The following is a 25,989-nucleotide window of genomic DNA, read 5'->3' on the forward strand; positions in this document are numbered from 1 at the left end:
CCAAATAGCTTTTCCCCACACCTTCCACGAAATCGTTGACATCACATTCAATCGTCCTCATTGTGTATAGCAGCTATTGCTAAAACAGCATGGAATTTGTATTTGCATAGTTGGCGATTAGGCATAGTGACAAGTAATGGCCTAATATTTTCATCATGCCAGCAGTAAGACAGCTTGGCTTTTCATTTATTTTGCTGTTCCCCCTCTGCTGAATATAAGCGGGACGATGATTGTCAGAAATATAGAGATAATCCTGCTCATTCAGCAATCAATTTGTTGTGTACGCCTTTCACCACACCTAATATATAAGCTTGTTCTTGCCAATAAAAAAAGACCGCCTTCTTTGGCAGCCATTAATGGGACGCATGATGGATTCCACCGTGCTTATTTAACAGTTTAGCTGTATCAGAAATTCTTTCTACCATTGAATGGAACTCTTGCGTACTAGCCGATTGTTCTTCTGTTTGGGCGGCAATTTCATGGATAGATTCATTAATTTTTAAAATTTCTTTCTGAGTTAATTCCAACTGCTTTTGTATATCTTCAGCCGCCGAATTGCTGTTAGCGGCCATTTTACGTATTTCATCAGCCACAACTGAAAATCCTCTTCCATACTCTCCAGAACGAGCAGCTTCAATTGATGCATTTAACCCTAAAATATTTGACCTGGAGGAAATCTCCTTTACTTGCTGAATAATTCTTTCCACACTCTTCATATTATTTTTCATCGTTTCTGATTGCTGAGACAATTCCTGGAGTTTATCTGCCGAAGAATTAGTGATGGAGGCTATTTCTTCTGAAAACGTTGTCATTTGGCTAATAACCGCGCTGAGTTTTTCCGCTCCTTTGCGAAGATCCTCCATCTTTTGATTTGAAACGACTGCCGCAAAGGCGCCAATCACTTGTCCATCTTGCTTGATTGGTGTACAAGTTGATACGTAAGGAATGCCAAGCATGTCTGCAGGTATTTCTTCACGAATTTTTTCACCTGTCTGCAACACTTTATAAGTAGCAGATTTTTTATATTTGGACATGCTCTCGCCGACTTTTAACTTTAAATCAATTTCCTTTCCTGGAAGATAGCCAATGATTGTTTCCCTGTCACTTAAGATCAAGCAAGTATCCTCTGGATAAGTCTGTTGAATAGTTGATAAATGCTCCACTATTTCTCTTAATGGATGTAACATTATTCTCCCCCCTCATTAACTATCTCAATATTAACACTACTCTGTTAACAAATCTATGTAATTTGTTGCGAATAAATAGACCTATATTCATCATAAAAAAAACCTGCGTCTTTAGAGGATAATGGGCAATCGGGCACTTGAACTGTAATGGATTCTCTGTGATTCCCCTACCTCTATGTGCGCATGTTTACATCGAATCTGGAATAAGACGTCGTTAAAGTCTTTCTGTCATGGCCACACTCATTCTGCTGCCAAACATTCATTTGCTTAAACCACTTCGTTTGGAATCGCCCTCCCGCCGTTATAGCGGGAGAGCAAATGTTAACGCTTCGTATTGCTATGTTTAGCTCTATCTTCGAGCTCTGACTTTGGGCTCGTATCTCCTTTTCCTCCTCCGGCATACCCTTGAGGATTTACACCGCTGAAAGCTTTATTGCCCCGATTCCTATTTTTGCTCATATTAACACCCCCTGTATTTACTATTTGCTTAAAACACCAGCTGTAGTATGGAAAAATGTCACATGCAAACTTCTCGTCCTTTCAATCTTTGGCTTTAATAATCAGAAATAAAAAAGGCAAAACTAAAGGCAACGGCAAGCTTTTATTACTTGTCGCAAGGAGAGGATCTGCATGGCAACAAGACAATCTGTCGATGAATGTTTGGAGCAATGTCAAGGGGCAATTAATTATGCTGAAGAACAATATAAGCAGGCAGCTCGGCAAGAGCATAATAATGATGGAAACTTTTCTCAGTCTCAATTGATGTTGGAGGATGCTTACAATCAATTGGATAAATTGTTACTTAGTGCAAACGAGCAGCAAAGAGAACAGCTTCACCGAATGAGACTGCAGCTTCAGCAAATGCAAAACAGCATGATTTTATTGGATCATTAACAAATAGCTGACCCATTTGCATGATGGGTCAGCTCTTGAGGTGATAACCCTATGAACGTGAATCAGATGGTGAATCAGGCAAAGGAAACAATCGGACGGACTACCGCCTATATAAAAGAAAAAACATTTGAATTAACAGGCATACCTTCTGCCTCTGTTACAGAACTGGCAGCCTTCATTCCCACCCATCATGATACAAAGAAAGTGACTAAAACTTTTTTAGGGAAAACCTTCACGTTCTACGACCTTGAAACAATGGGCATCCATTATTATTTGGAGATGAAAGGGCCACAGATTTTACAATTAGACGCCCGGACAACCGACCGGAGCATTGTCGCTTATCGTTCCTATAAGGACCAGCATAAATCAAACATTCCTATCCGATTTCCTTAATAACTGTTCTTTTATAAAAAGCCATCATCCCTCTTAAGAAGGATGATGGCTTTTTCACAAATCACTATAAACTGCTTACTTCCTTTTCTGCTTTTCTTTTTTCTTCCGGAATGGCCAGATTTAGAAGAACAGTTGCCAGTGCACCAACTGTAATACCAGAAGATAAAATATAGTTAGCCCAGTCAGGAACACTATTGAGTACTTCTTTCGGTAAAATGGTAACAGCAATGGTTAATAAAATTGGAAGGCCAATCACGATCATATTGCGGTCATCAATGATGATGGGTTGAATAACTTTCATGCCATTCGTAACGATAGCTACACAAACGATGCCAAAGATCCCATTGATTACAGGCTCAGGGATACACGTAATCGCTGTGGACAATTTAGGAATAAGGCCAAGAAAGACAAGAATCAGTCCACTTGCCATGATGACCATCCGGCTTGCCACACCGGTAATAGCTAGGAGGCCCGCATTTGATGAATAACCCGTCATCGGCGTGCTGCCAAATAGAGACCCGACCAAACAGCCAAGCCCTTCTCCAACAGAAGCTCGATTCAAGCGTTTTTCGTCCAGTTCTTTTCCAGTAACAGTAGAGACAACGAACCAAGTACCTGTTGTTTCCATTAAAATAATGAAATAGACAAACACCATTGTAATAATAGCACCGGCATCAAATATCGGCTTTCCAAACGGAAATAAGGTCGGCAGGGCAAACCAGCTCGCTTCTTTTACTGGGGAAAAATCAACTGTGCCAAAAAAGCTGGCTGTGATTGTACCGGCGACAATGGCAATAATAACAGAGACCAAGCGTAAAAACGTGCTGAAACCATTCTTTTTACGGCCAAGCAGCATACAAATAACGAGCACGATCGCCGAAACAGCTGCGATCAAAATATTGTCCCCGATGTTTCCTTCTGAGATAAACACATTATTAAGCCCGACAGGCATTAAAGCGATACCTACAATAATGATAACCGTACCACCGACAAGTGGTGGAATAATTCTTCTAACTGCTTTAGCAAACCACTTTAACGGATACCCAAGAATAGCAATAATGATGGCACCAGGAATGAGGCTCCCTGCAATTGCGCCAAGACCGAGCTTACCGCCAATTGCAGCGATCGCACCAATCGGCACATAAGACGGCCCTTGTACGACTGGAAGCTTGATTCCTGCACCTGTTTGAATTAATGTAGCTAGTCCTGTGGCCAAGAAGCACATTTGGATAAAGAAAGATGTATTCTCTGTACTTAACGCAAGTAGGCCTGCAATGACAATTGGGGCAATATATAAATCCATAGCCAGCACATGCTGTAATCCAAGGACAAATGCTTTACCGGGGCTAACTTTATCATCTACTCCGATAATAATGTTGTTTCCTGACTTGTTTTCCACTGCAACCCTTCCTTTTATTCGTTTTTTATTTATTTTCAAGTGGATTATATAAAAAAAATTCTTTTTTGTATATAAAAAACGAACATTTTTTAAAAAAAATATAATTTAATTCGTATTTTTGTTGACCTACTACTCTCCTATTATTAAAATAAAGGCATGATATTGATTCGGAGGGATAAGAGATATGTTGCAAGACGATGTATTACGGCAGGACTGGCTAGTAGCTTGTCGTTCAGAGGATGTAAAAGAAAAGCCTGTTCAAGTCATTCTTATGGGAGAACGTTTGGCTATTTTCAGAAACCATAACGGCGTGCACGCTTTTAAAGATTTGTGTATCCACAGAGGAGCTGCTTTATCACTCGGAGAAGTCAAGAATGACTGTCTCGTCTGTCCTTATCATGCTTGGGAATATAATGATCAAGGCGATTGCGTGAAGATCCCGCAGCTGCCGGAAGGAAGGGCTATCCCTAAAAAAGCGAAAGCGGTCTCCTACGCTTGTGTGGAGAAATACGGCTTCATTTGGGTCAACTTAGCGAACAACCAACCAGAATTTTTTCGATATGAGGAAATGGAAGGCACAGACTTTCACAATGTCATTTGGGGACCGCAAGAAGTGCAAGCAAAGCCACCGCGCATCATTGAGAATTTTCTTGATGTCGGCCATCTTGCTGTTGTTCATCAAGGGTACTTAGGGGCAGAAACGCATCGGGAGATCGGGGACTATTCCGTCCATTGGGAAGGCAGCCGGATATTCTCTGACGAAATTGCTATTTTCCAGCCTGACCCAGACGGATCTGGCATACCGAAATATGTTTACTACACGTATGAAATCATTCGTCCATTAACGGTAAAATTCACGAAGAAAGACCGTGAAAATGATACATTAATGACGATTCTCTTAACAGTCCGCCCTGTTGATGAAATAACTTCCATCGCTTACGGTATTCTTTCTTTCAATTACGATACCGGGCTAACAGACCAGCAGCTGGTCGAATTCCAGGATGAAATTTTCTCTCAGGACAAACCGATCGTCGAAAACCAAAAACCAGAGGAGCTGCCGCTTGACTTGCAAGTTGAGCTTTCATTGATCTCTGACCGCGTGAGCATCGCTTACAGACAATATTTGAAGAAGCTCGGCGTCACCCTAGGGATATCTTAATAGCCAACAAAAAATCGGGCAATTTGCCCGATTTTTGTTATCCATTAACTGATAACCTCTTTTGATTGTTCACTTAACATAGCTATAAAACTCAGCCGGAATTGGACCGAAACAACGGCGATGATAAAGCATTGGATCTTTAGTTTTATCAAGATGGATATTGGTCACATTCCCAATCAATATCGTGTGATCTCCTGCTTCAACAGCTTGAGATGTTTCACATTCAAAGACACCAAACGCCCCTTCAATGATTGGCAGTCCATTTTCAGACATCTCCCACTTACACTGACCGAAGCGATCTACTCCTTTTGTGGCAAAGGTTTTACATAGTTCTTGCTGTTCACCAGCGAGAACGTGGATAGCAAACTTTCCTCCTTCTGTAAATGCTTTAATTGTTGACACTCCATGGTCAATAGACCAAAGCACCATCAAGGGGTCAAGCGAGACGGACGCAAATGAATTCACGGTTAAGCCAACCGGTGTTCCATCCTCAGTAACTCCAGTTACAATCGTTACTCCCGTCGGATAGTTTCCCATCACTTCTTTAAATAAATTCTGCTTTTCTGCTTTGTCCATTTATTCTCGCTCCTTTTATATTGTTACATGAAATTTGTTTATCTTTATTTCTATAATTCTTGCTTATCAAATTACTGCGCAACTGTACGCTCCACTTTCTTGGAAAGACGTAAAAACTGGAATAAACAAAATTTTAAATATTCAATCAAATAGGATTATTAAAAGATAAAGAGGAAACGCTCTACTATATCTTTTCGGTGATTTGCTCCTTATTTTCTCGCTTCCAAACTGTCTTTATACCGCTGATGCGCCACCTTTAACGCTACGATTACCGCCTGCTGGGACGGCGCCAGAAAATCTTCCGTGATCTCTTCGATCAGCGGTTTAAGATCTTTGCTAAAGTCATAACCAACAATCATTCTCTTAAAGTAATCCTGAGCAAGGTTCGTTAAGAAGGTAAATTCGGCATTGAGGACAATATGACTTTCTTTATGAATTTCAAGCACGATTCCCGCGTATTTATAATTTTCATACATGCTTGTATTTTGCGGTGCTTTTGCATAAGCGGTAATCAGTACACTTGTCATTCTCATACAACTACATCCTTTCAAGATCCCATGTCTATGTGGCATTCACCATGTAAGGGAATTATTTTTCCCTTATAAGTTTATACCATATACACTTCTCTTGAATAATGTTTTACTTTTTCTTTATCGATTGTCATCCCAAACCCTGGCCCGTTCGGCACTTTTACTTCAAAGTTTTCATATTCAATTTCGTTAACCGTCACATTATCTTTAAATAGCAGCGGACCAAATAGTTCTGTGCCAAACGTCATTTCTGAAATAGTGGAATAGAGCTGCGCGCAAATGGCCGTTCCGAGCGAGGATTCGATCATCGTTCCGCCATATAACGGTATTCCAGACGCTTCCGCAATAGCGGCCACCTTTTTCACCGCTGTTAAACCGCCGGCTTTGGCAACTTTCAAAGCAAATACGTTCGCTGCCCTGCACTTAGCCATTTGATATGCTTCTTGAATCGTGCCAACCGATTCATCGGCCATAATCGGCACTTTGAAACGAGCCGAAAGCTTCGCCATGCCTTCATTGTTCCAACGGACGAGTGGCTGTTCAATGAGGTCCACGCCGCCATCTTCCAGTGCTTCAATACAATACAAAGAGGTCACTTCATCCCACGCCTGGTTCACATCAACCCGGACACTACCGGACTCCCCAATCGCTTCTTTGATCTTAATCACATGAGCCACATTCGTTTTTGGATCCCCCTTTCCAATTTTTAATTTAAAAATATTATGCTTTCTTTCTGCCAGACAACGCTGCGCCTCTTCAATGTCTCTTGCTGTATCACCACTGGCCAGTGTCCAGGCGACAGGTAATGAAGCGTGGCATTGCCCGCCAAATAATTCGTAGGCAGGAACGTTTCTTGTTTTAGCAGTTAAATCAACCATTGCTGCTTCAATGAGCGCCTTTGCATAGTAATTTCCTTTCACATACGTACCGATTTTATAAGACAATGCCTCAAAGTTTCCCGCACTCTCCCCAATAATGAGCGGCTTAATATATTTTTCAATGTTAAACTTAATGGCTTCCGGACTTTCCTCCGAATAAGACGTGCCACCAATCGTCGCTACTTCCGCCCATCCTTCTATGCCATCCTCACTCTTCATACACGCCAATACAATGGTTTGTGTGACAATCGTATGCATCGCTAAATGATGAGGACGAATGGTCGGCAGGTCAACTACGTATATATTTAGCGAATGAATCTTCATTATCATCAATCCTCTGCTCTATAAATTCTGCTTCTGTTTTTTCTCGTACCATCTCTATTGTCGCTCCCGGCATTAACTCGATTAACTTTAGTTTGCCGTCAGCTACTTCAAAAACAGCCAGCTCGGTAATGATCATATCTACACTTCTTGTTGAAGTAATTGGGAACGTACACGCCTTTAACAGTTTGCTTTTTCCGTCTTTTGTTGTATGTGTCGTTGTGACAATTACTTTCTTTGCTCCTACAAGTAAATCCATCGCGCCGCCTACTCCCATAATGTTCTTCCCCGGCACAGCCCAGTTAGCAATAATACCTTTTTGATCCACTTGCAATACACCAAGGATGGCGACATCAACATGACCCCCGCGAATCATAGCAAAAGAATCTGCACTGTTGAAAAATGAGGCACCGATCGTTTCACCAACTGGCAATTTACCTGCATTCACCCGGTTCGGATCGATCTCATCTTCTTCTACATCCGTTACACCAAGCAGGCCGTTCTCCGTATGAAAATAAACATCTTTATCATCAATATACTTGGCTACTAATGTTGGAATTCCGATCCCCAGATTAACAATACAAGGACCTGTTAATTCTCTGGCGGCTCGTTCAGCGATCACTTCCTGAATAGTATGTTTTTCAGCCACAACTGACCACCCCGGCTTTCGTCAATATTTTCTGTGCCTTCACGATTCCATCGACGAATAAATGAGGCGTTACAATTTCTTCCGGTGACAGTTCGCCTGGTTCAACAATTTCATCTACTTCGGCGATAACGATATCGGCTGCTGTGGCCATTAACGGATTGAAATTACGAGCTGTCTTGTAGTAAACAAGATTTCCAAGCGTGTCTGCTTTATGTGCTCTGATTAATGCCACATCTGCCCGAATGGCCGGTTCAAAAATATACTTCACTCCGTTAATCTCCCGTTCTTCCTTTCCTTTAGCTAATTCGGTTCCAACACCAGTTTTCGTATAGTACCCGCCAATTCCTGCTCCGCCCGCTCGCATGGACTCGGATAACGTCCCCTGTGGCAACAGCTGCAACTCTATTTCTCCTTTTTGATAATAGTCGCCCACTTCCCGGTTGCTTGTAAAATAAGAGCCGATCGCTTTCCTGATTTTGTTTTGTCTAAGGAGAATCCCCAACCCCCGGCCGACTTCCCCTAAGTTGTTGCTAATGATCGTCAAATTGGATACGTCTCTTTCAGCCAGTCCGTCAATTAATGTTAGAGGCGCTCCGATTAAACCAAATCCGCCGACCATAAGCGTGTGGCCAGACTGTACACAAGACAAAGCTTGCTTGATGTCCTCATAGATTTTCGCCATGCTTTTCACCACCTCTTCCCCTTTATTTTTCAATTAATGAATCACTGGCTTCAAACCAGGCCGGAATGCCTGCTGTTAATAAACAAATCAATCCAACATCGGCTAATTCCGCTTCGGAAGCTCCCTGTTTTCTGGCCGCTTCCACCCACTCCCCTGCTTCCTTTCCTTTTAGTTCGGTAATATAAATACCTGATATTAAAAGATGCTTCATTCTCCGGGAAACTACTGCATCGCTTACTATTTTTTCTTTTAACTGCTCTTCTTCTCCCGAACGAATCAAGGCCAACACTTCTTCCGCGAACTGTGTGTCTTCATCCTCCATTAATTGAATCATCCGATTCAGCAGTTCTTCCGCTGTTTGTGCATTGTTTTTGAAATCAGGAACCTCTTTTCCTTTTAATGACAAGGCATACTCTAACGATTTGGTAGCTGTTTTTAATGCTTTCTCTCCGTTATATAAATAGGAAACCAACAAGTATTCTACTAATTCCGGTATAGTCGCTCCGCCATCTAACGCTCCTTTCGTGTGGTAGACCATACTCCGCTCATACAGCCGTGCTGCATTCATGCCGACTAGCAGAATATCTTTTTCTTTTCTTGTTAGGGCGCTATCATTCATAATGCCGCCGCGCAAACTTGTGTAATGCTCAAGCGCTTCAGGGCTATAATCATGCATTTTTTGTACCCAGCCTGGCACTTTATCGTATACTTCTTTGAAATATGCTAATCCTTTGCTCATTTTCAACATCCTATTCCATTAAATTGTGAAGGTAAGATCGATTGAAAGCTTTACACCATTGCCACAAAAAAATGGCTGCCTTAAACATTGCTATCTCATGAGATAACAGTTGTTTAAGACAGCCATTTGTTCATTAGGTAGTATTAAAAAGGGTAATTTTTAATAGCTAATGAATAGGCAATCGCTCATTTAATTCATATTTATATTTTACACTAAATTCTAAATATTACAACTAATTTAACGAATATTCTGCAAAAATTCTTTTACTATCTGATTGATTTCTTCTCTGTTTTCAAATACCATCGTGTAATGATTGCTGTCTGAAATCACTGTCTTCATATTCTTTGTATATTTTTTTGTTTCATCGTAGTCTGCCTCGTAAAACAGAGGAGGAAATGGTCCGATTTCCCCTTTGGCATATACCAATAAAACTGGGCATTGAATTGCTTCACATATCTCTTTAGGAGAATAGGAATAAAAACTTTCAAAGTCAGATAAAATTTTTGCTTCGCACGATTTATGTTCCCAATGGCCCTCCGCTTCCCGAATTTCATACCGGACCGCCTCTTCTAATACCGGGGACCACTCTACACCTAAACGCTCATAAATTCCTTTTGTTTCTTGCACATACCTTTCCGCTGACTCATACTGCTTACTTAACCTTCCAAGTGACGGCTTCACAATATCGCGCTGATGATCAGACATTAAAGCGGCGCCATCTAACAAAATAATCCCTTTCACAGAATTTAATTTGCTGGCCACAATAGTCGAGATAAAAGCACCCATCGAATGGCCGATTAAAATGGGATTTTCAATTTTAAGCTCCTTTATTAAATCTATAATATCTTCTGCATGCTTGAAGATCGAAGGCTCCTCATCCATCTCTGAACTATTGCCTCTCCCTCTTAAATCAAGTGAAATAAACCGGTAATCTCCTTTTAACGACTCAGCGTAATAATGCATATTTTTGTGCGTGCCTGTTAAGCCGTGAATCGCAATGATCGTCCCTTTTTTTCCAGGGTAGTCAGCCAATTGGAACCTGCGGTTATTAATCTCTTTCATATACATCTTCATGATTTTCACTCCTTATAATAAAAATTGGCTGCCTTAAATAGTGCTATCAAATTTTGACAGCAGTTATTTAAGACAGCCAGTTCTTTCACTAGTTTCAATTAAAAAAGGGCATCTTTTAATCGCTAATGAATAGGCAGTTTCTTATTTGTTAATTTATTCTATCATATAGCGCTCAACGTTTCGAGTATAACTTAAATCGTCTATAGAGTATCAGATACTTAGCAAACACTTTTCTGGCTCTCTTTTATTCTTTTTTATAAGGTTTTTTCGTCAGCTTTGCGCTATTCAATAAATAAGAAGAACGGATTTACTCCCTCAAAAAATGGTTGAATTTTTTTGAAATAGCTTTTTTGTGAGCAAAGAAAGAGAAGAGGCAGTTATCCCCCTTCCCTCTTCAGTAACTTCTTTCTCATTCCGTCCGCATAACGAAGTCCAGTGAAGCTTCTTTATGATCACCTTTGTCTACAAGCTTCGTTAATAAAGAAGAACGGACGCCGTTGGCTACATCTGTATCGAGCCACTCATCACCCTCAAAGAATACTTGCGTAATCAATGTTTCATGGCCCTCTTTTTCAAATTTCATGTGAATATGAGCTGGACGGTAGGAATGATAACCAGCCGCTCTTACAAATTCTCCGGTTGGCCCGTTCGTTGGAATTTGATAAGGAACCGGTACGATGGAGTGTACTTCAAACTGGCCATTATCATCTGTATAGAAATGTCCTCTTAAATTGTAGTGGGGAGCATCAGAATCAAAGTTAGAATAATAGCCGTCCGCATCATCCTGCCACCATTCTACTCTCGTATTAGATAAAATCGTTCCATTTACGGAGCGGACACTGCCACGGAATACAAGCTTATCCCCTTTTTCATCCGGTCTTTGCGGGACGGCGAAAGGTTTCTCTTTCAGTAATGGAGTTCCTTCTACAAAATAAGGGCCAAGAAGCGACGGCTCTGTTCCAGGAAGGCCCTTATATTTTGCTTCTAATACATATGTTTCTACGAATACATCTAAAAACAGAGGAATTTCCCCGCTCGTGCCTAAACGGTTTGCCCACTTCACAAAGTTTGTATATTCTTCATGATTGATTTGCTGCTCATCCAAAAAATTCTTCATATGCTTAACGAAGCTCTCATAGATTTCCACCACTCGTTTACTTTGGGCAACAGATTCTATCATTTTAATTCCTCCCTATTTCAATTTATTTTTTTATAAGACTCTTTCGCTCAAGAATCACTATATTTAAGCGCCGGCAAACAAATCTCTTCCGAGAAGCTCATTTGCCAGCTTTTCTTCCTGCTCATCAAGTAAGTTTCTTATTCGTGTAGAAGAAACCGGTTGTCCGTTTGCACACTTAACCAGCGGATGAATAAATGTATGAAAACGGGCAGCCAATTCTTTCGTTGTTCCTTGTTTGCCTTTTCCAAATTGAAAATTTGGCCCTATCCATACCTCTTGTGGAGACAAGGCTTCCAATTCTTTTAGAAAGTCTTCAGCACTTCTTGCCACGTAATCTTCATCAAATCTTGCAATAATGGCATAATCGATACCAAGCTTTTTTAAAAATCCGACTTTTTCCTCCACAGTCGTTAAAATCATTTGATTTTGAAAATAGGGTCTAGGAGGAGGATCAAACGTATAGACTACCGCAGGAACATTTAACTGGCGTGCCCGATTGACCGTCTTCTTGATAAGCGACTGGTGCCCAATATGAATGCCGTCAAAAGCGCCGATCGTCACGACAGATTGCTTCAGCTTTAAATTATGGTTTTTGATTACTTCCATAGAAGTTCCCTCCATATCCTATGATTGATGCAGCGTCTCCTTAACGGCCTGTTCACTTCTCCTCCAATAGAGCTTTTTTTGAAAACAGCCAGTGAAACTCTTCCGGACTCTCTTACTGGTCACTTTGAAAAATAGCTGACATCGTCGGGGTTTATCCATGTGTCATTTTTCCAGCCGTCTAAGTCGTAATCATTCATACACGCTTCAACGAATTTCTCCATCCTCTCTGCCTCTCCGCTGCTAGTAGCGACAACGAGGTTTTCAAGCCGGATATTTTCGTGATTTCCAGAATAATTTCTTTCATACAATTCGTGTCTGCCGCCGTATTCTGTTCCTACTACGTCCCAAAGCAATTTAATGAGCTTGATCTTATTTAAGGCATCTACATCATTGGAGCCTCTGTACAGCTTATCGATGATAGAACGGAGCTCAGGATTTTTAAAGTCTCGTACGCTGGAAGGTTGAACGATTAAGCTGCCTGCCACGACGTTTTCAATAATCTCTTTAATTTTCGGCCAGCCTTCTGACATAAAGACCCGATAGGCGAGCCCATAATTTAAGTTTGGCAGCACCGTGCCATTCTTTCCTTCATTTGGATTCATCGCCATGGCGTCACTTAAAGCCCAGAACATATTTTTCCAAGCAATAACCTCTCCGACATTCGCCTGCACACCGCGGAATTGGTCGGTTCCATTCACCTTAACCGCTTTGATCAATAAGCCGGCGATAAAGTCTAGCTTTACTGCTAGTCTTGTAAGGCCATGGAAAGTAAAACGATGTAAGAATCCGCTCTCTGCAAAGAAGTTATTAATCTTCTTCACATCTTTATAAATTAAAATATTCTCCCAAGGGATTAAGGCATTCTCAAACACCAGCACGGCATCATTTTCATCAAAGCGGCTGCTCAACGGATAATCAAATGGGCTGCCCATAACAGCCGCGTTCATTTCGTACGAAGTCCGGCACACTAGTTTGACACCTGGCGTATCCATCGAAGCTACAAAGCAAAGGGCCATGTTTTCATCCTTAATAGGAGCTGCCCCGTAATGAGCCACAAAGTTATAGTTGGTTAGAGCGGAGCCGGTGGCGACCATCTTGGCACCGCTAACGATGACCCCTTCCTCTGTTTCTCCCACTGCTTTAATAAAAATATCTTGCACCGCTTCTAATGGTTTGTTACGGTCCACTGGTGGATTAATAATCGCATGGTTGAAAAATAAGTTCTTTTCCTGTGCTTCCTTGTACCACCTTCTTGCGTTATCTGCATAAGGAGCATAATAATCAGGATCAGCACCAAGCGTTGCCAAAAAAGACGCTTTGTAATCGGGAGACCTTCCCATTTGCCCATAAGAGAGCTTTGCCCATTCAGCAATGGCATTGCGGGAAGCTAAGAGATCCTCTGCTGTTTTATCAAATTGGAAAAATTTTTGAGTGTATCCACCGTTGCCGGTATCCGTTTCGGCCGTTAAAACATTTTTTGTTTTTTCATCATGCAAGGCATCATAAAGCCGGGCGATTGAACGGGCCGAGTTACGAAAAGCGGGGTGAGTGGTGACATCTTCTACTTTCTCGCCATAAATCCATATTTCACGCCCATCTTTTAGACTTTCCAAATATTCTTTTCCTGTTAAAGGCCGGTTGGTGGTTGCCGTTTGTTGTGCATTCATTATTATTCCTCCTTATTTTGCCTCCTTGTTATAAAGCGCTTTCATGTTGTAAATATATTATCCTGAATAATTAGAATAGTTTGAACTGTAAAAAAACGTGGTATATCTCTAGTTTTGTTTCATATTTTGTGGTTTCGCTTTTAAATGAGAGTAAAGTATAAATTTTGTCCTATTCTTGATCCAACGAAAGCACATAAAAGCCGCCGATCGGCTCCAAAAGGAACGGACAGGCGGCCTTCTCTATTTATATTTTTAACGCAGCAAAAGGGGAATCTCCCTCAATGATTCTCAAGGCAAAATACACTTGGACAGCCAATTGACAATTAAAACGACCAATGCCAGTCTTTAAGTCAGATCGGCAAAGCGATTCGATCTTTTCTATCCGATAACGCAATCCTGCAATTGATAAATGTAAGTCATCTGCTGTTTGCTGGAGATTGCCATTATGCTCTAAATAAGATTTTAATGTAATCACTAAATTCCCCTGATTTAATTCATCGTACTCAATGATATCTCCGATCGTCCTCTTGCAAAATTCGATCAGCTCTTGTTGATTACTGCCTTTAAAAAACATAATAACCGGCTCTAATTCTTCAAAGCAGGAGATCCTGCTATCAGTCGGATAGGCGGCCTCGATAAAATCACAAATATGGCAGGCATCTTCATAGCTTCTTGGTAAGTCTTTTAGATGATTTACCTTACGCCCGGCCCCTATGTATATCCTTATAGGCTTGAATTCTTTTTGAATAGCGGATTGCAGCTTGATTGAAAACCTTTCGATTTCCGAGTAGTCTTCTTCTGACAATATAAAAGTGATATATTGATCCTTTAAAAACACATCCGTGTCTGGATACAACAAACAAATATGATGAAGAATTTCTTTTCGTTTTAAATCGGTATCGACTTTCAGTGTAAGAATGCGGCTTGAATTTTTGGGGTTAAAATTGAAAATATGTGTGTACCTTTGAAGAGTATGTTCATCGTAATTATTATTTAATATTTCTTGAAAAAAATCTTCCTTTTTGCTCCAAAGCGCTTGTGTCAACTTGCGCTGATGAAACATTTGTATCGAGAAAACGGTAAGCGCCCGTTCAGTAATCATTCGTTCTTTTTGACATAGCTCTTTGTCGCCAATAACGACCAGACTTCCGAGATTTTCATTGTGAGCCCGAATGGAAAACGCATCAATCTGCTTTTGTCCTTCCTTATAAACGCCTTTATTCTCTCGCCAGTTTTGATAGGTCTTTTCATCAGCTAAGCAGACAAATGCACACTCTAACTTCTCAAAGTAATAATCAATCACTATGCTTTTTTGCAAAGTATTGGCAAGAAATCGAATCGTATCTGTTATACTCTTATCTTCGAGCAGCATATCTGTTAATTGCTTTTGAATTTGTTCTGATCGGGTGATATTTTCGTTTAACTGCTGCACTTCTTTGTAAGCATGATCTAGTTCAGACAGCAGCGATTCCGCCTTATAATAGCGCAAGTCCTGTTGATGGCGCTCATCCTTTTCATCAACGGTTTTTGCAACAAAGCGGCAATGTGCGTCCCCTTTCCCCTGGCACTCTTCCTCAATGACTAATACTTCCTTGCCAAACGTTTTAGTTAAATAACCGCTTGCATAACCAATCAATGTCCAGCAAACTGGGTCCTCGCTGCAGCCATAGTGATCAATATGCTCCACAGCTTCAAAAGAATTTTTCCAGAATCCCGTAAAATAAAGAACTTCCTCTGTTAGTTCAATTACATCCTGCTCGACGGTGGCGATCCCTTCTAAGGTGTGCAAATAAGGTCCTGCCAGTATAAGCTCTTGCTTTGAGTCCCAATCAAACATTTTTTCAATGGTTTCTCCGTCTCGATATCCCCATGCCCACCCGTACCTCATTAAAAATCCCTTTGCCCGCTCCATGCCTAACGTATTAACTAAATCTCTGCGCAGAATTCCTAATGCTTCTACAGGCACGAGAGCCATTCTTCTGTCGCTAAATTTAATTTCTCCAGTACGGGGATTTACATCAATTAAGTTCTCAAATAGCAGCTGATACGACTTCATTTCTCCCCACCCTTTGCTGAACAAAATATTTGCGCTTATAAATGTTCGTATCACAAATATTAGCAATATTCTTTCTATTTATAAACCACAAAAAAGTATAGCTCCAAGCTACTTTCATATACTTTTTTACAGTTGATAAAAACTTATTAAGCCTCCTGTCTTTGACTTGCCTGTTTGATTTCTACTGCCCTTTTCTTTTGAGCCCAATAATAAACAAAAAGTCCGAGCAAAATGTAGATAGAACTGCCTGCATATAAAATACCAATATCAAGCTTTTCTGTAAATATCCCAGCAGCGAATGAACCGCCGCCAATACCAATATCAAAAATAGATAGGAAAGTAGCGGTTGCTACGGATCGCCGATGTGGTTCAACCTCTTGAACAGCAATGGTCTGGAAGCTTGGAAAAAGCGTACCCCAGCCCATACCAATAAGTCCTGCTGCAACAAAAAATAAAACAGCTTCTTTTGCCATTCCGAGACAAAACATTCCTGATGCGAATAAGAGAATCGATGGAAAAACAATAACATTTTTTCCATGCGCATCAAACCATCTGCCCGTAAAAGGTCTGCTTATCATTAAAACAGTGGCATACACAGCAAAAAAATAACCCGCTTCTCTCGCTAGTCCCCGCTCATCAGCGAATACCGGCATGAAAGATAGAACAGAAGAATAAGCGAAAGAAAAAAAGGCTCCTGTAATGGCAATCGGAATCGTCGTTTTTTCGAAGGCAAAAAATTTTTTTGAGCCTGGCAATGGTGTAACTTGCTGTTCTTTAGGCAGTCGTACTGTACAGCCTAAAAGAAAGGCAGACAAAGAAAAAAATGCCGACACAAAAAACAAACTATGAATACTAAACCCATCCAATATCCTTAAACCGATGAAAGGCCCTATCACCATCGCTAAATTGGATGACATAATAAAATAACCGATCCCTTCCCCCTTCCGAGAATCAGGTACAATATCAGCGACAATAGCAATGGTGACAGTAGTGGCAATCCCAAATCCAAGTCCATGGATAAATCGAATAAAGAGCAAAGGTATAATGGAAGAAAAAAAACTATAAGCAATCGAAGAACAAACGAAAATCAACAATGAAATAAGGAAGATAGCCTGCTTTCCATGTTGTTCAATCCAGCGGCTGGTAAACGGCCTTACGACGATAGCGGCTCCCAGTAAAACCGTTGTAAACAGTCCGGCTGTTGCCCCTGATACATTATAGTGTTGGATGGCGGCTGAGGGGAGCGTAACGAGCAAAGCATAATAAGCTAAAAATAAAAAAAAGTTGGCGAGTGATAGAAATAAAAAATCTTTTGTCCACAGTGCATTTCTCCCCATATCTCCATCCCTTTCAAAAAATTAGTAATTCTATTATCTAGGAAGAAAAAGAAGGAAGAGCTTCTCTTCCTTCTTTTCCCTTCCTTATTCAGTTCGCATAACAAAATCTAACGAAGCTTCTTTATATTCTCCTTTATCTATCAGCTTAGTAAGCAAAGAAGAACGAACCCCTTTAGCTACATCTGTTTCGAGCCACTCATCCCCTTCAAAGAATACTTGCGTAATCAGAGCTTCATGACCTTCTTTCTCGAATTTTAAATGCAGGTGGGCCGGCCGATAAGCGTGATAGCCGGCAGCCCTTACAAATTCTCCTGTTGGACCGTTTGTTGGGATTTGATAAGGAACCGGTACGATCGAATGCACTTCAAAATGACCATTTTCATCTGTATAGAAATGACCTCGTAAATTAAAATCAGGCGCATCGGAGTCAAAATTAGAATAGAATCCGTCCGCATCATCCTGCCACCATTCTACTCTTGTATTAGGCAGCGGCTGGCCATTCACAGAGCTGACATTTCCACGAAATACTAGTTTTCCCCCTTTTTCATCTGGTCTTTGCGGGATAACAAAAGGCTGTTCCGTTAACAACTGCGTTCCTTCTACAAAATATGGACCAAGAAGAGAAGGCTCTGTTCCTGGAAGAGTTTTATATTTTGATTCAAGTACATGTGTTTCAACGAACACATCTAGAAACAAAGGAATTTCACCGCTTGTACCTAGGCGATTTGCCCAATTTACGAAGTTTGTATATTCTTCATGATTGATTTGCTGTTCATCCAGAAAGTTCTTCATATGCTTAACAAAGCTTTCATAGATTTCCACAACACGCTTATTCTTAGCAACAGACTCGATCATTTGAATTCCTCCTCTAGTGAATCTCTTATTTTAATTTATTGATTTATATCAACCAGGCTAAAAGCACAATCCCTGCATTAAAAAAGATAAATCCCTTTCAGATTGCTTCTTCATACTTCAGTGGATTTCCGTGAAAAGGGACATCTGCTACTTTTATTGACTCTGTTGGACATCCTTCGTATGCTTCTTCCAGATCATCGATCAATTCTTCAGGCACGTCCATCGTTCCTTCATTTTGATCAAGAATTACATAGGAAATTCCTTCATCGTCATAATCAAAAATTTCAGGGGCGGCCGCTCCACAGGCCCCACAGGCGATACACGTCTCTTGATCGACGATGGTATACTTCGCCATTAGTCTCCCCTCCTTTACTCTAAAGTGCCGTATTAAACGAGCCATCATGTTAACGCTTTCAACATTGTCTTAAACTTTACTTATGATTTCATTCTAAATTCTCAAAACAGTTTTCACAATATACTAACAGGTTTGATAATTCAGATAATTTAGTATGAAACAGTTGGATTTTCTGTCTGGTTCGATACATCGCCGGATGCTTTAGTGTAAAGATGCAGCAGACGAAATTTCCCTCTCATGTTCTTCCTGTGCTTCCTCCGCTCCAGCATAGCTTTTAAGTAGAAGTGAGGCGATGAACGTAACGATGGCAGCGAAAACAATATAACCGCTAACAGCATAAGCAGTGCCGAATTCATGTAAAAGGAATGTACAAATAAGCGGTGCTACCCCTCCGGCGATAATTGATCCAAATTGGGAGCCTAGTGACAATCCGCTATAGCGTAATCTAGCAGGAAAGCTTTGGGCAACTAACGCTCCTTGAGGCCCAACTTGCATACTATGAGGAATCATGGATAAAGCAGTAGCTAAGAAAATGACCATAGGAACACCTGTATTAATCAGTCCAATATACGGGAATGCCCAAAGGAAAGTAACCGCTACGCCGATTAAATACATCTTCTTAATCCCAAACCGATCAGCCAGGTAACCGAATAAAGGAATACAAAAAACCATTACACAGCTTGCTGCTGTGTTAGCGTTCACTAAAAACTGCTTATCGACCGCAAATGTTTCGATTCCATAATTGATCATCAATACAGTATAGACATAAAAAGGGCCGTTTTCAGATAGCCGGACTAAAGCAGCTAAAATGATCTCCTTTGGATGTTGTTTGATTACATCTACTACAGGCATACGAGACACTTTTTGTTTTTCTTGTACATTTCTGAAAGAAGGAGTTTCGGGTATTTTTGCTCTAATAATCAACCCCATGACAAGCAGAACGACGCTAAAGAGAAAAGGTATGCGCCACCCCCACGTATAAAAACCGTCACCCGATATATACATGATCAATGAAATAACGAGAGAAGATAATAAAAGGCCCGCGGACACTCCCATTTGCGGCCAACTGGCCATTAAAGCCTGCCTCTTCTTTTGTCCCCATTCCATCGAAAGCAAAACTGCTCCTCCCCATTCTCCTCCTACTCCGATTCCTTGAATTAAACGTAACAGAACGAGCAAGGTAGGTGCCCACATGCCGATGCTGTGATAAGTAGGCAAAAGTCCCATAGCCAAACTGCTGAATCCCATTAAAAACATCGTCAGCACGAGTGCATTTTTACGTCCGACCCGATCGCCGAAATGACCAAAAATTGCGGCACCAACCGGACGAGCAAAAAAGCCGATCGCAAATGCTCCAAAAGACTGCAAGGTTGCTAGATAAGGATCGGCATCAGGAAAAAACACCTTTGGAAAAATCAATGCCGAAGCCGTAGCATATAAGAAAAAGTCATACCATTCAATAACGGACCCGAATGTCGCAGCAACAGCAGCACGTCTTCCCATTTTCTTATTCGTCTCGCTTTTCATAGAATTACTCACCTCTCAAAAATTATAGTGTTCTGAATTGAACCACTGACGAATGTTCACTAGCATATCTCCCATATTTTAGTGTTTTTTTATTCCCTCCTCCCTAACCGTAAGAGAAGCTTCTTTAGGGGAAGCAATGAATCCTAGATGCTGCAGCAAATCAATAAATTTTCGCAAAGTCTCTATTTGATATTCATCGACATTCTGATCATCAAATGAATAAAATCCTCGCTGTGCTTTCATCCCAATATCTCCTGTTTCCATTTTGTTCTCAATTATTTTCGGTGGCGCAAATCTGTCTTGCTTCAATGAATTTCTTAAATAATGACTCGCATGGAAAAGGGTATCGGCACCGCCCCAATCAATGAATTCTAATAGCCCAAGCACGGCAAATCTCAAGCCGAAGCCAATCCGGGAAGCTTTATCAATGTCTCCAATGGAAGCGACGCCCTCCTCTGCAAGACGGGCAGCTTCATTCATGGCCAACGCTTGAATTCTTGGAACAATAAAGCCTGGAGAAGGAGCACACATAACAGGCACTTTTCCCACGCCTTCAAGAAGCTGGAACATCGCTTGCAACGCTTCTTCACTCGTTTCATCGCCTGGACTTACTTCAACCAGCGGAATTAAGTAGGCGGGATTGAGCCAATGTGTATTCATAAATCGACCTCTCTCAGTAACAAACCCCGCTAAATGATTTACCGAAAAAGAAGAGGTTGTTGAAGCGATAAGCATATTCTCTGGAAAGAGGGGGCATAAACGAGCAAAGACTTTTTCTTTCACCTCCAATATTTCAGGCACTGCCTCAAAGAGCACATCAGCCCCCTGCAAGATATCCATTTGGTCTTGTATAGAACCAATCGAAATCTGATCTAATAAAGAAGAAACAGATTCCTTTGGGAACACATTTGCTGCTGCTAGAAGGTGAAGCTGGCTCTCCATTTCAGTAAATGCCGCTAATTTTAATTGCTGGAATTCATTCTCTCCTCTTTCTTTAACATCGATAAGACCCACCCGATACCCTTGATAAGCAAAAGTTAAGGCAATCCCTCTCCCCATTCGTCCAGCTCCGGCAATGGCAATGATTCCCCTAGTTGACTTCATATTGAACCATTCCTTTTCGCAACAGCTCTTGTACTTCGTCTTTCGTTTTATTGGCAAGTCCTAAGCTTTCAATTGTTCTTCCAGTCCCTCGCAGATTTTCTCCGATTACACTTGAAGCAATGGCCAAAAGCCCAGCCGCTGTTGGAACGGGGATATTCAGCCACTCACCAAGCGACACAAGAAAAGCAAGACCACAAGCAACGTCCTCTCTCATATAGCGATGGGTCTTTAACTCGAGCGGTTCGAACCAATCTTCTCCATCTACAAGCTTTTCATGGGCACCGTTTCCATACATCCATTCTTCACCGTCTGGATTATAATGATCGTCGAGTGGAAAATGAGGCGCTTTGTATCCTAGCGCTTCACGAATTTTAATTCTTTCGGCATCGAGGGCCTTATGAACATTTCGAATCGCTGGCTGTGTGCCTTCATCATGTATATCCCACTTGTCAAAATGCTCAATGGGACCGGCGTTCATTAATATTAAGGGTGGGTGAATAATAGGACCGGCATTCATCAGCGCCCCATCAAGTGCATCCTCGATAAGCTCCACCGCTGGATAAGCTTCTTGTAATATTTCAAAGGCTTTGCTGAATTGATCACTTGGAAATACACCGGTTGGAAGCCGTGTTGCCCGGCCGGAAACGGAGACTGTTCGTTCATCATACTTTCTTGCCAGATAAGGCAGCGTGCCTGTTTCTGCAAATAGAACATTTACTTTGCAGCCGGCTTCTATTAGAGTTTTTGACATGACATAGCTGCCGAATGTTCCAGGTGGCAGGAAAATCACTTGCCCCTCTTCAAGAACGGGAGCAAGCTGCTTGGCGAGTGACTGCTGGGTAGTAGCCGGCAAAGGAATGACAATAAGCTTTGCCCCTTCAATAGCTGACTTTAAGTCAGGTGTAGCCAATTTTAATGAAACATCTCGTATTCCTTTTGCATCCTTTAACTGAATAGATTGTGTATTTAATACCTCTTGGAATGCCTGCTTGTCTCGTCTCCATAACCGAACCTCATGGCCTTGCTCTGTTAAATCGACCGCGGCTGCATAGGCGCCATTTCCACCGCCAAGTACGGCAATCTTCATCTCATTCTCCTCCTCATTTTCTTTTTTTGAAAAGTTAACTATCTTCCAATGAGGCTTAGCCCTTATTAGCTGCTCGCTTCTTTAGAAAAATAATGCGTATTTCCTCTCAATGCCTTCGCCCATTGTTCCGATTTTTCATAGCAATCTCCTATTTGGAGAACTTTTTGATCAGAAAAAGGTTTCCCAATTAACTGAAGGCCAACAGGAAGATTCGCTTCTATGAACCCACAAGCAACAGATAAAGCAGGAAAACCTAATATATTGGCAAGCGGCGTTTTTCCAAGTGTGAACATATTGCTGATTGCCTGCTCTGGAACCATCGTGCCGATTTCAAAAGGAGGCTTTACGTTTGTTGGGCCGACAAGCGCGTCTATTCCTTGCATTTGTTCCAATGTTTTTCTGACAAATTGCTTCCTTATCCGCTGAGCATTAATGTAGGCAGTTGCAGAAATATCACGGCCGAATTGGAAGCGGTATTTTAAGTCCTCTCCATAAAGATCTCCGTATTTTTTTAGCAGCGGCTCATGGAAAGAGACCACTTCTGATTGGGCAATCACTTTTAGTGCCTCAAGAGCCCGCTCTATTCCCGGCAGTTCAATCGGAACAATTTCTGCTCCCAGCGCTCTTAAATGTTCGAAAGCCCGGTCTATCACCCTTCTGATGCTCTCATCTATTCCCGCAAACATATAAGCTTCATGAAAACCGAGTTTGATTCCTTGTAGATCTGTCAATGAGTGACGGAACAGCACTTCTTGATCTTTTTTGACAGAGGAAAAATCTTTTGGATCATATCCTTTCATTGCCTCAAGCATAATGGCAGCGTCTTTTACAGTTCTCGTCATCGGCCCAATATGGTCGAGTGACCAGCTAAATGGAAAACATCCTTCTCGGCTGACAAGGCCATATGTTGGTTTGAATCCAACCGTCCCGCACATAGCTGCCGGCAATCGAATCGACCCCGCTGTATCTGTTCCGACTGCTGCAAATGCCATCCCTGTTGCTGTTGCTACGGCCGATCCTCCGCTTGATCCTCCTGGTATCCTTGTAAGGTCCCAAGGGTTTTTTGCACTCCCATAATGGGGGTTTTCCGTTGTCGCTCCCATGGCAAATTCATGCAAATTTGCTTTTCCGACAATCACTGCTCCTGCTTCTTTTAACTTTTGCACAGCGAAAGCATCTTCACTAGGAATCCACTGTTCAAATATTTTTGATCCCCCTGTTGTTCTAACTCCTTTTGTTTGCAGCAAGTCTTTCACAGCAATTGGAACACCATGTAACGGACCTCGCCAATTTCCTTTTTGTATCTCTTTTTCCGCTTCCTTTGCTTGCACAAGAGCTTCTTCTTTCGTTATGGTGATGAAAGCGGAGAGTCCTGGTTCATGAAGATCAATTCTTTCAAGCGTTAGCTTCGTTAACTCTACTGGCGAAATTTTTTTATTCCTCACTAATTCCCCAACGGTTTCAATTGTGTCAAAAAGAATATCACTCATTCTTCATGCTCCTTTAACTCTTCCAACAAAAAAGCAAAAGCAGGCTCTTCCCCTACTAATTTCAGTTCTTCTTCCTCGAGGATGTCTTGTAAAAATTCCATTAACGTCACTTGCTCTTCCTCCTTTTTTATTGGCTTTGTTATACTTGTTTGTTGATTTTCACTGCAGGCGGACGCTTTCCGCGGTCGGTCCGGTCCGTGAGCCTCCTCGTCGCATGCACTCCTATGGGGTCTCACCAGGACACGCTTTTCCCGCTGGAGTCGCCGCCTTCCGTTACAATCAACGATTAAAAAACAGCATTTACCTTTAACAGAGCTTTTTATTAAAAACAGAAATAGATCCTGTCCCGCGAATGGAGAGTTGCCAGGTCAATCAAACAAAAAATAAGATGATTTGAGGAAAAAGAATCAGTAATCCAATAAACAGAATATACGTAACCAAAAAATAAGAAGCTCCTTTGAATACGGTCGTAACAGGAGTCTGAGGGGTTAACCCCTGCACGACAAAGACATTGACACCAACTGGTGGAGTAATGGCTCCCATACTCGTTACGACACAAAGTATGACGGCAAACCAAACCGGATCATATCCGAGTGCAACGACTGTTGGATAGAAAATAGGAATAGAAATAATTAAAAAGCCAAGTGCATCCATGATGGAACCGCCGATGACATAAATAAGCAAAATCGCAAGCAACACAACAATCGGCGGAACAGGAAGCTGATTAACCCATTCAGCCACAGTAAATGGCAGCCTTGTAATCGTTAAAAACCGGCCAAATACCATGGCTCCAACTACTAACATCAACACCATGGCAGAAGACTTAAGAGTACCGGACATTGCTGTTTGAAATTTTCTCCATGTTATTTTTTTCATGACGATAGACAAAACAATCGCTCCGAATGCACCAAATGCACCAGATTCAGTGGGAGTAAACCAGCCTTTGTACAGACCGCCGATTACGAATACGAACAGAAGAGCAATTGGGATAACATCCCTGAGCGAAGCCATTCTTTCCTTCATAGTAGAACGCTCACCAGCAGGCCCATATTCCGGATTTCTTCGACAGATAAACACGACTGTCATGATCAAGAGAATTGTAAGCAAGAGTCCCGGCACGATGCTTGCCACAAATAATTCCTTAACGGACTGTTCCATTTGCAGTGCCAAGACGATCAAGACCGTGCTGGGGGGAATAATAATGCCAAGCGTACCTCCTGTTGCAATACTCCCTGTACTAAGTGCCTTATCATACTTATACTTATCAAGTTCTGGAAGGGACATGGTCGCCATAGTGGCAGCCGTTGCTGAATTGGAACCGCAAATGGAAGCAAAACCAGCACTAGCTAGAATAGTCGTGCTCGCCATTCCCCCCTTCAAATGACCAATCCATTTATAGGCTGCCTGAAAAAGTTTTTCGGTAATACCTGTTCGAAAAACCACTTCACCCATTAAAATATAAAGCGGCACAACACTTAATGAATAACTGGAAAATTGATTCCATAAATCAGCGCTTAATACGTTGTAAGCAGCTTGTGGAGAAGCAACGAGCAAGATGCCCACAAACCCTACGATGAACATGGCAAAGCTGATCGGCATTCGCAGAAACATAAAGACGAACAAGACAGTAATCCCTATGAGGGCCAATAGATTAGGGTCCATTATGCCACCTCCCTCCAAATCAAAATAGTTTCTTTCAAGATTGCCATTACTAAACTGAAAAACCCCACAGAACAAAGAATGACAAGCGGATAAAAAGCCACCTGTATCGTTTCAGAGACAACGCCGCTGTTCATTAGATCCAGCCCGTATGAAACAATCTGCCAAGCGGCTATTAAGAAAAAGCCCATACTGAGCACATTCATAAACGAATGAATAATTTTTTGGCTCCTATTTGGCAACTTATTAACGAGGAGATCAATATACACATGGCCTCTATGCAGTTGGGCATATCCAAGCGAAAATACGGCCGTGATCGCACCAAGCCAACTAACGAGTTCCACCGTACCTGCAATTGGATCAGAATAAAGCCGCTTAACGGCATTAAACACTACTAATAACATCATGCAAACGAGAGCAAGACCGGCCAGAATGGCCAAGCCTTGGTTTAAACGGTCTATCATTTTAAAAAACACATTCGATTCACTTTCAAGGTTCGCTGTCTCCTCCAAATCGATCGGCTGAGATTTTTCTTCCTCCAACGAAATCGCCTGTTTATTTTCCATCTGTTCACCTCCTTGTACA

The 25,989-nt window shown here is 41.6% G+C and carries 26 protein-coding genes; 3 read left to right on the forward strand and 23 right to left on the reverse strand.

The window, feature by feature from the left end:
• Nucleotides 1–353 precede the first annotated feature (353 nt).
• Together MKZ02_RS18375 and MKZ02_RS18380 are read right to left on the reverse strand one after the other, a co-directional pair.
• The gene (locus tag MKZ02_RS18375) at nucleotides 354–1,187 is read right to left on the reverse strand and encodes a methyl-accepting chemotaxis protein (protein WP_120036750.1); all 834 of its coding nucleotides are present in this window, start codon (nucleotides 1,185–1,187) and stop codon (nucleotides 354–356) included.
• Between the two features lie 321 nt (nucleotides 1,188–1,508).
• On the reverse strand, nucleotides 1,509–1,646 hold the full coding sequence (locus MKZ02_RS18380) for a small, acid-soluble spore protein L (protein ID WP_120036748.1): 138 nt from the start codon (nucleotides 1,644–1,646) through the stop codon (nucleotides 1,509–1,511).
• A gap of 165 nt (nucleotides 1,647–1,811) precedes the next feature.
• Between MKZ02_RS18380 and MKZ02_RS18385 the strand changes: the two genes are divergently transcribed.
• Nucleotides 1,812–2,081, forward strand: coding sequence for a YtzC family protein (locus MKZ02_RS18385; protein ID WP_340856452.1), 270 nt, complete (start codon nucleotides 1,812–1,814; stop codon nucleotides 2,079–2,081).
• A gap of 51 nt (nucleotides 2,082–2,132) precedes the next feature.
• Entirely contained in the window at nucleotides 2,133–2,474 is a 342-nt protein-coding gene (locus MKZ02_RS18390) for a hypothetical protein (protein ID WP_340855111.1), read from the forward strand.
• 64 nt (nucleotides 2,475–2,538) lie between these two features.
• Here MKZ02_RS18390 and MKZ02_RS18395 read toward each other — a convergent pair whose 3' ends face one another.
• Nucleotides 2,539–3,873 (reverse strand): uracil-xanthine permease family protein, encoded by a 1,335-nt coding sequence (locus tag MKZ02_RS18395; RefSeq protein WP_340855114.1) that lies wholly within the window; start codon nucleotides 3,871–3,873, stop codon nucleotides 2,539–2,541.
• A gap of 184 nt (nucleotides 3,874–4,057) precedes the next feature.
• Here MKZ02_RS18395 and MKZ02_RS18400 point away from each other — a divergent pair, with 184 nt between their 5' ends.
• Nucleotides 4,058–5,032 carry an aromatic ring-hydroxylating oxygenase subunit alpha gene (locus MKZ02_RS18400; protein WP_120036740.1) on the forward strand — a complete coding sequence of 325 codons (975 nt, stop codon included), beginning with the start codon at nucleotides 4,058–4,060 and terminating at the stop codon, nucleotides 5,030–5,032.
• Nucleotides 5,033–5,101: 69 nt separating this feature from the next.
• Here MKZ02_RS18400 and MKZ02_RS18405 read toward each other — a convergent pair whose 3' ends face one another.
• The 20 genes from MKZ02_RS18405 to MKZ02_RS18500 form a co-directional block, all read right to left on the reverse strand.
• On the reverse strand, nucleotides 5,102–5,608 hold the full coding sequence (locus MKZ02_RS18405; protein WP_120036738.1) for a flavin reductase family protein: 507 nt from the start codon (nucleotides 5,606–5,608) through the stop codon (nucleotides 5,102–5,104).
• 209 nt (nucleotides 5,609–5,817) lie between these two features.
• Nucleotides 5,818–6,141: a DUF3870 domain-containing protein gene (locus MKZ02_RS18410; protein ID WP_120036736.1), complete on the reverse strand. Its 324-nt coding sequence runs from the start codon at nucleotides 6,139–6,141 to the stop codon at nucleotides 5,818–5,820.
• A gap of 74 nt (nucleotides 6,142–6,215) precedes the next feature.
• Entirely contained in the window at nucleotides 6,216–7,340 is a 1,125-nt protein-coding gene (locus tag MKZ02_RS18415) for a muconate cycloisomerase family protein (RefSeq protein ID WP_340855122.1), read from the reverse strand.
• Nucleotides 7,306–7,986, reverse strand: coding sequence for a 3-oxoacid CoA-transferase subunit B (locus MKZ02_RS18420; RefSeq protein WP_340855124.1), 681 nt, complete (start codon nucleotides 7,984–7,986; stop codon nucleotides 7,306–7,308). Before MKZ02_RS18420 ends, MKZ02_RS18415 begins: the two co-directional genes overlap by 35 nt.
• Nucleotides 7,979–8,668 carry a CoA transferase subunit A gene (locus MKZ02_RS18425; protein ID WP_340855128.1) on the reverse strand — a complete coding sequence of 230 codons (690 nt, stop codon included), beginning with the start codon at nucleotides 8,666–8,668 and terminating at the stop codon, nucleotides 7,979–7,981. Before MKZ02_RS18425 ends, MKZ02_RS18420 begins: the two co-directional genes overlap by 8 nt.
• Before the next feature lie 22 nt (nucleotides 8,669–8,690).
• Entirely contained in the window at nucleotides 8,691–9,407 is a 717-nt protein-coding gene (locus MKZ02_RS18430) for a carboxymuconolactone decarboxylase family protein (protein WP_340855130.1), read from the reverse strand.
• Nucleotides 9,408–9,644: 237 nt separating this feature from the next.
• Entirely contained in the window at nucleotides 9,645–10,481 is an 837-nt protein-coding gene (locus MKZ02_RS18435) for an alpha/beta fold hydrolase (protein WP_340855132.1), read from the reverse strand.
• A gap of 409 nt (nucleotides 10,482–10,890) precedes the next feature.
• Nucleotides 10,891–11,661, reverse strand: coding sequence for a dioxygenase family protein (locus MKZ02_RS18440; protein WP_120036726.1), 771 nt, complete (start codon nucleotides 11,659–11,661; stop codon nucleotides 10,891–10,893).
• A gap of 63 nt (nucleotides 11,662–11,724) precedes the next feature.
• Nucleotides 11,725–12,267, reverse strand: a complete 543-nt coding sequence (locus MKZ02_RS18445; protein ID WP_120036724.1) for an FAD synthetase — start codon at nucleotides 12,265–12,267, stop codon at nucleotides 11,725–11,727.
• A gap of 119 nt (nucleotides 12,268–12,386) precedes the next feature.
• The gene (locus MKZ02_RS18450) at nucleotides 12,387–13,934 is read right to left on the reverse strand and encodes a 4-hydroxyphenylacetate 3-hydroxylase N-terminal domain-containing protein (protein ID WP_340855136.1); all 1,548 of its coding nucleotides are present in this window, start codon (nucleotides 13,932–13,934) and stop codon (nucleotides 12,387–12,389) included.
• Between the two features lie 244 nt (nucleotides 13,935–14,178).
• A complete protein-coding gene (locus tag MKZ02_RS18455) occupies nucleotides 14,179–15,990 on the reverse strand; it encodes a XylR N-terminal domain-containing protein (protein ID WP_340855141.1) in 1,812 nt (603 codons plus the stop codon).
• Nucleotides 15,991–16,136: 146 nt separating this feature from the next.
• Complete coding sequence (locus tag MKZ02_RS18460) at nucleotides 16,137–17,327, reverse strand: MFS transporter (protein WP_340855142.1); 1,191 nt, start codon at nucleotides 17,325–17,327, stop codon at nucleotides 16,137–16,139.
• A gap of 84 nt (nucleotides 17,328–17,411) precedes the next feature.
• Complete coding sequence (locus tag MKZ02_RS18465; protein ID WP_340855143.1) at nucleotides 17,412–18,182, reverse strand: dioxygenase family protein; 771 nt, start codon at nucleotides 18,180–18,182, stop codon at nucleotides 17,412–17,414.
• Nucleotides 18,183–18,279: 97 nt separating this feature from the next.
• A complete protein-coding gene (locus tag MKZ02_RS18470) occupies nucleotides 18,280–18,537 on the reverse strand; it encodes a ferredoxin (RefSeq protein WP_120036716.1) in 258 nt (85 codons plus the stop codon).
• A gap of 201 nt (nucleotides 18,538–18,738) precedes the next feature.
• Nucleotides 18,739–20,064, reverse strand: coding sequence for an MFS transporter (locus MKZ02_RS18475; RefSeq protein WP_120036714.1), 1,326 nt, complete (start codon nucleotides 20,062–20,064; stop codon nucleotides 18,739–18,741).
• Between the two features lie 78 nt (nucleotides 20,065–20,142).
• On the reverse strand, nucleotides 20,143–21,168 hold the full coding sequence (locus MKZ02_RS18480; RefSeq protein WP_340855145.1) for a 3-hydroxybutyryl-CoA dehydrogenase: 1,026 nt from the start codon (nucleotides 21,166–21,168) through the stop codon (nucleotides 20,143–20,145).
• Nucleotides 21,155–22,255 (reverse strand): NAD/NADP octopine/nopaline dehydrogenase family protein, encoded by a 1,101-nt coding sequence (locus MKZ02_RS18485; RefSeq protein ID WP_340855148.1) that lies wholly within the window; start codon nucleotides 22,253–22,255, stop codon nucleotides 21,155–21,157. Before MKZ02_RS18485 ends, MKZ02_RS18480 begins: the two co-directional genes overlap by 14 nt.
• 65 nt (nucleotides 22,256–22,320) lie before the next feature.
• Nucleotides 22,321–23,745 (reverse strand): amidase, encoded by a 1,425-nt coding sequence (locus tag MKZ02_RS18490; protein ID WP_340855151.1) that lies wholly within the window; start codon nucleotides 23,743–23,745, stop codon nucleotides 22,321–22,323.
• Nucleotides 23,746–24,117: 372 nt separating this feature from the next.
• The gene (locus MKZ02_RS18495) at nucleotides 24,118–25,407 is read right to left on the reverse strand and encodes a TRAP transporter large permease (RefSeq protein WP_340855154.1); all 1,290 of its coding nucleotides are present in this window, start codon (nucleotides 25,405–25,407) and stop codon (nucleotides 24,118–24,120) included.
• Entirely contained in the window at nucleotides 25,407–25,970 is a 564-nt protein-coding gene (locus MKZ02_RS18500; protein ID WP_340855157.1) for a TRAP transporter small permease, read from the reverse strand. Before MKZ02_RS18500 ends, MKZ02_RS18495 begins: the two co-directional genes overlap by 1 nt.
• Nucleotides 25,971–25,989 lie beyond the last annotated feature (19 nt).

The sequence above is a fragment of the Pseudobacillus sp. FSL P4-0506 genome, assembly GCF_038003025.1.
Classification (GTDB): Bacteria; Bacillota; Bacilli; order Bacillales; family Domibacillaceae; genus Pseudobacillus.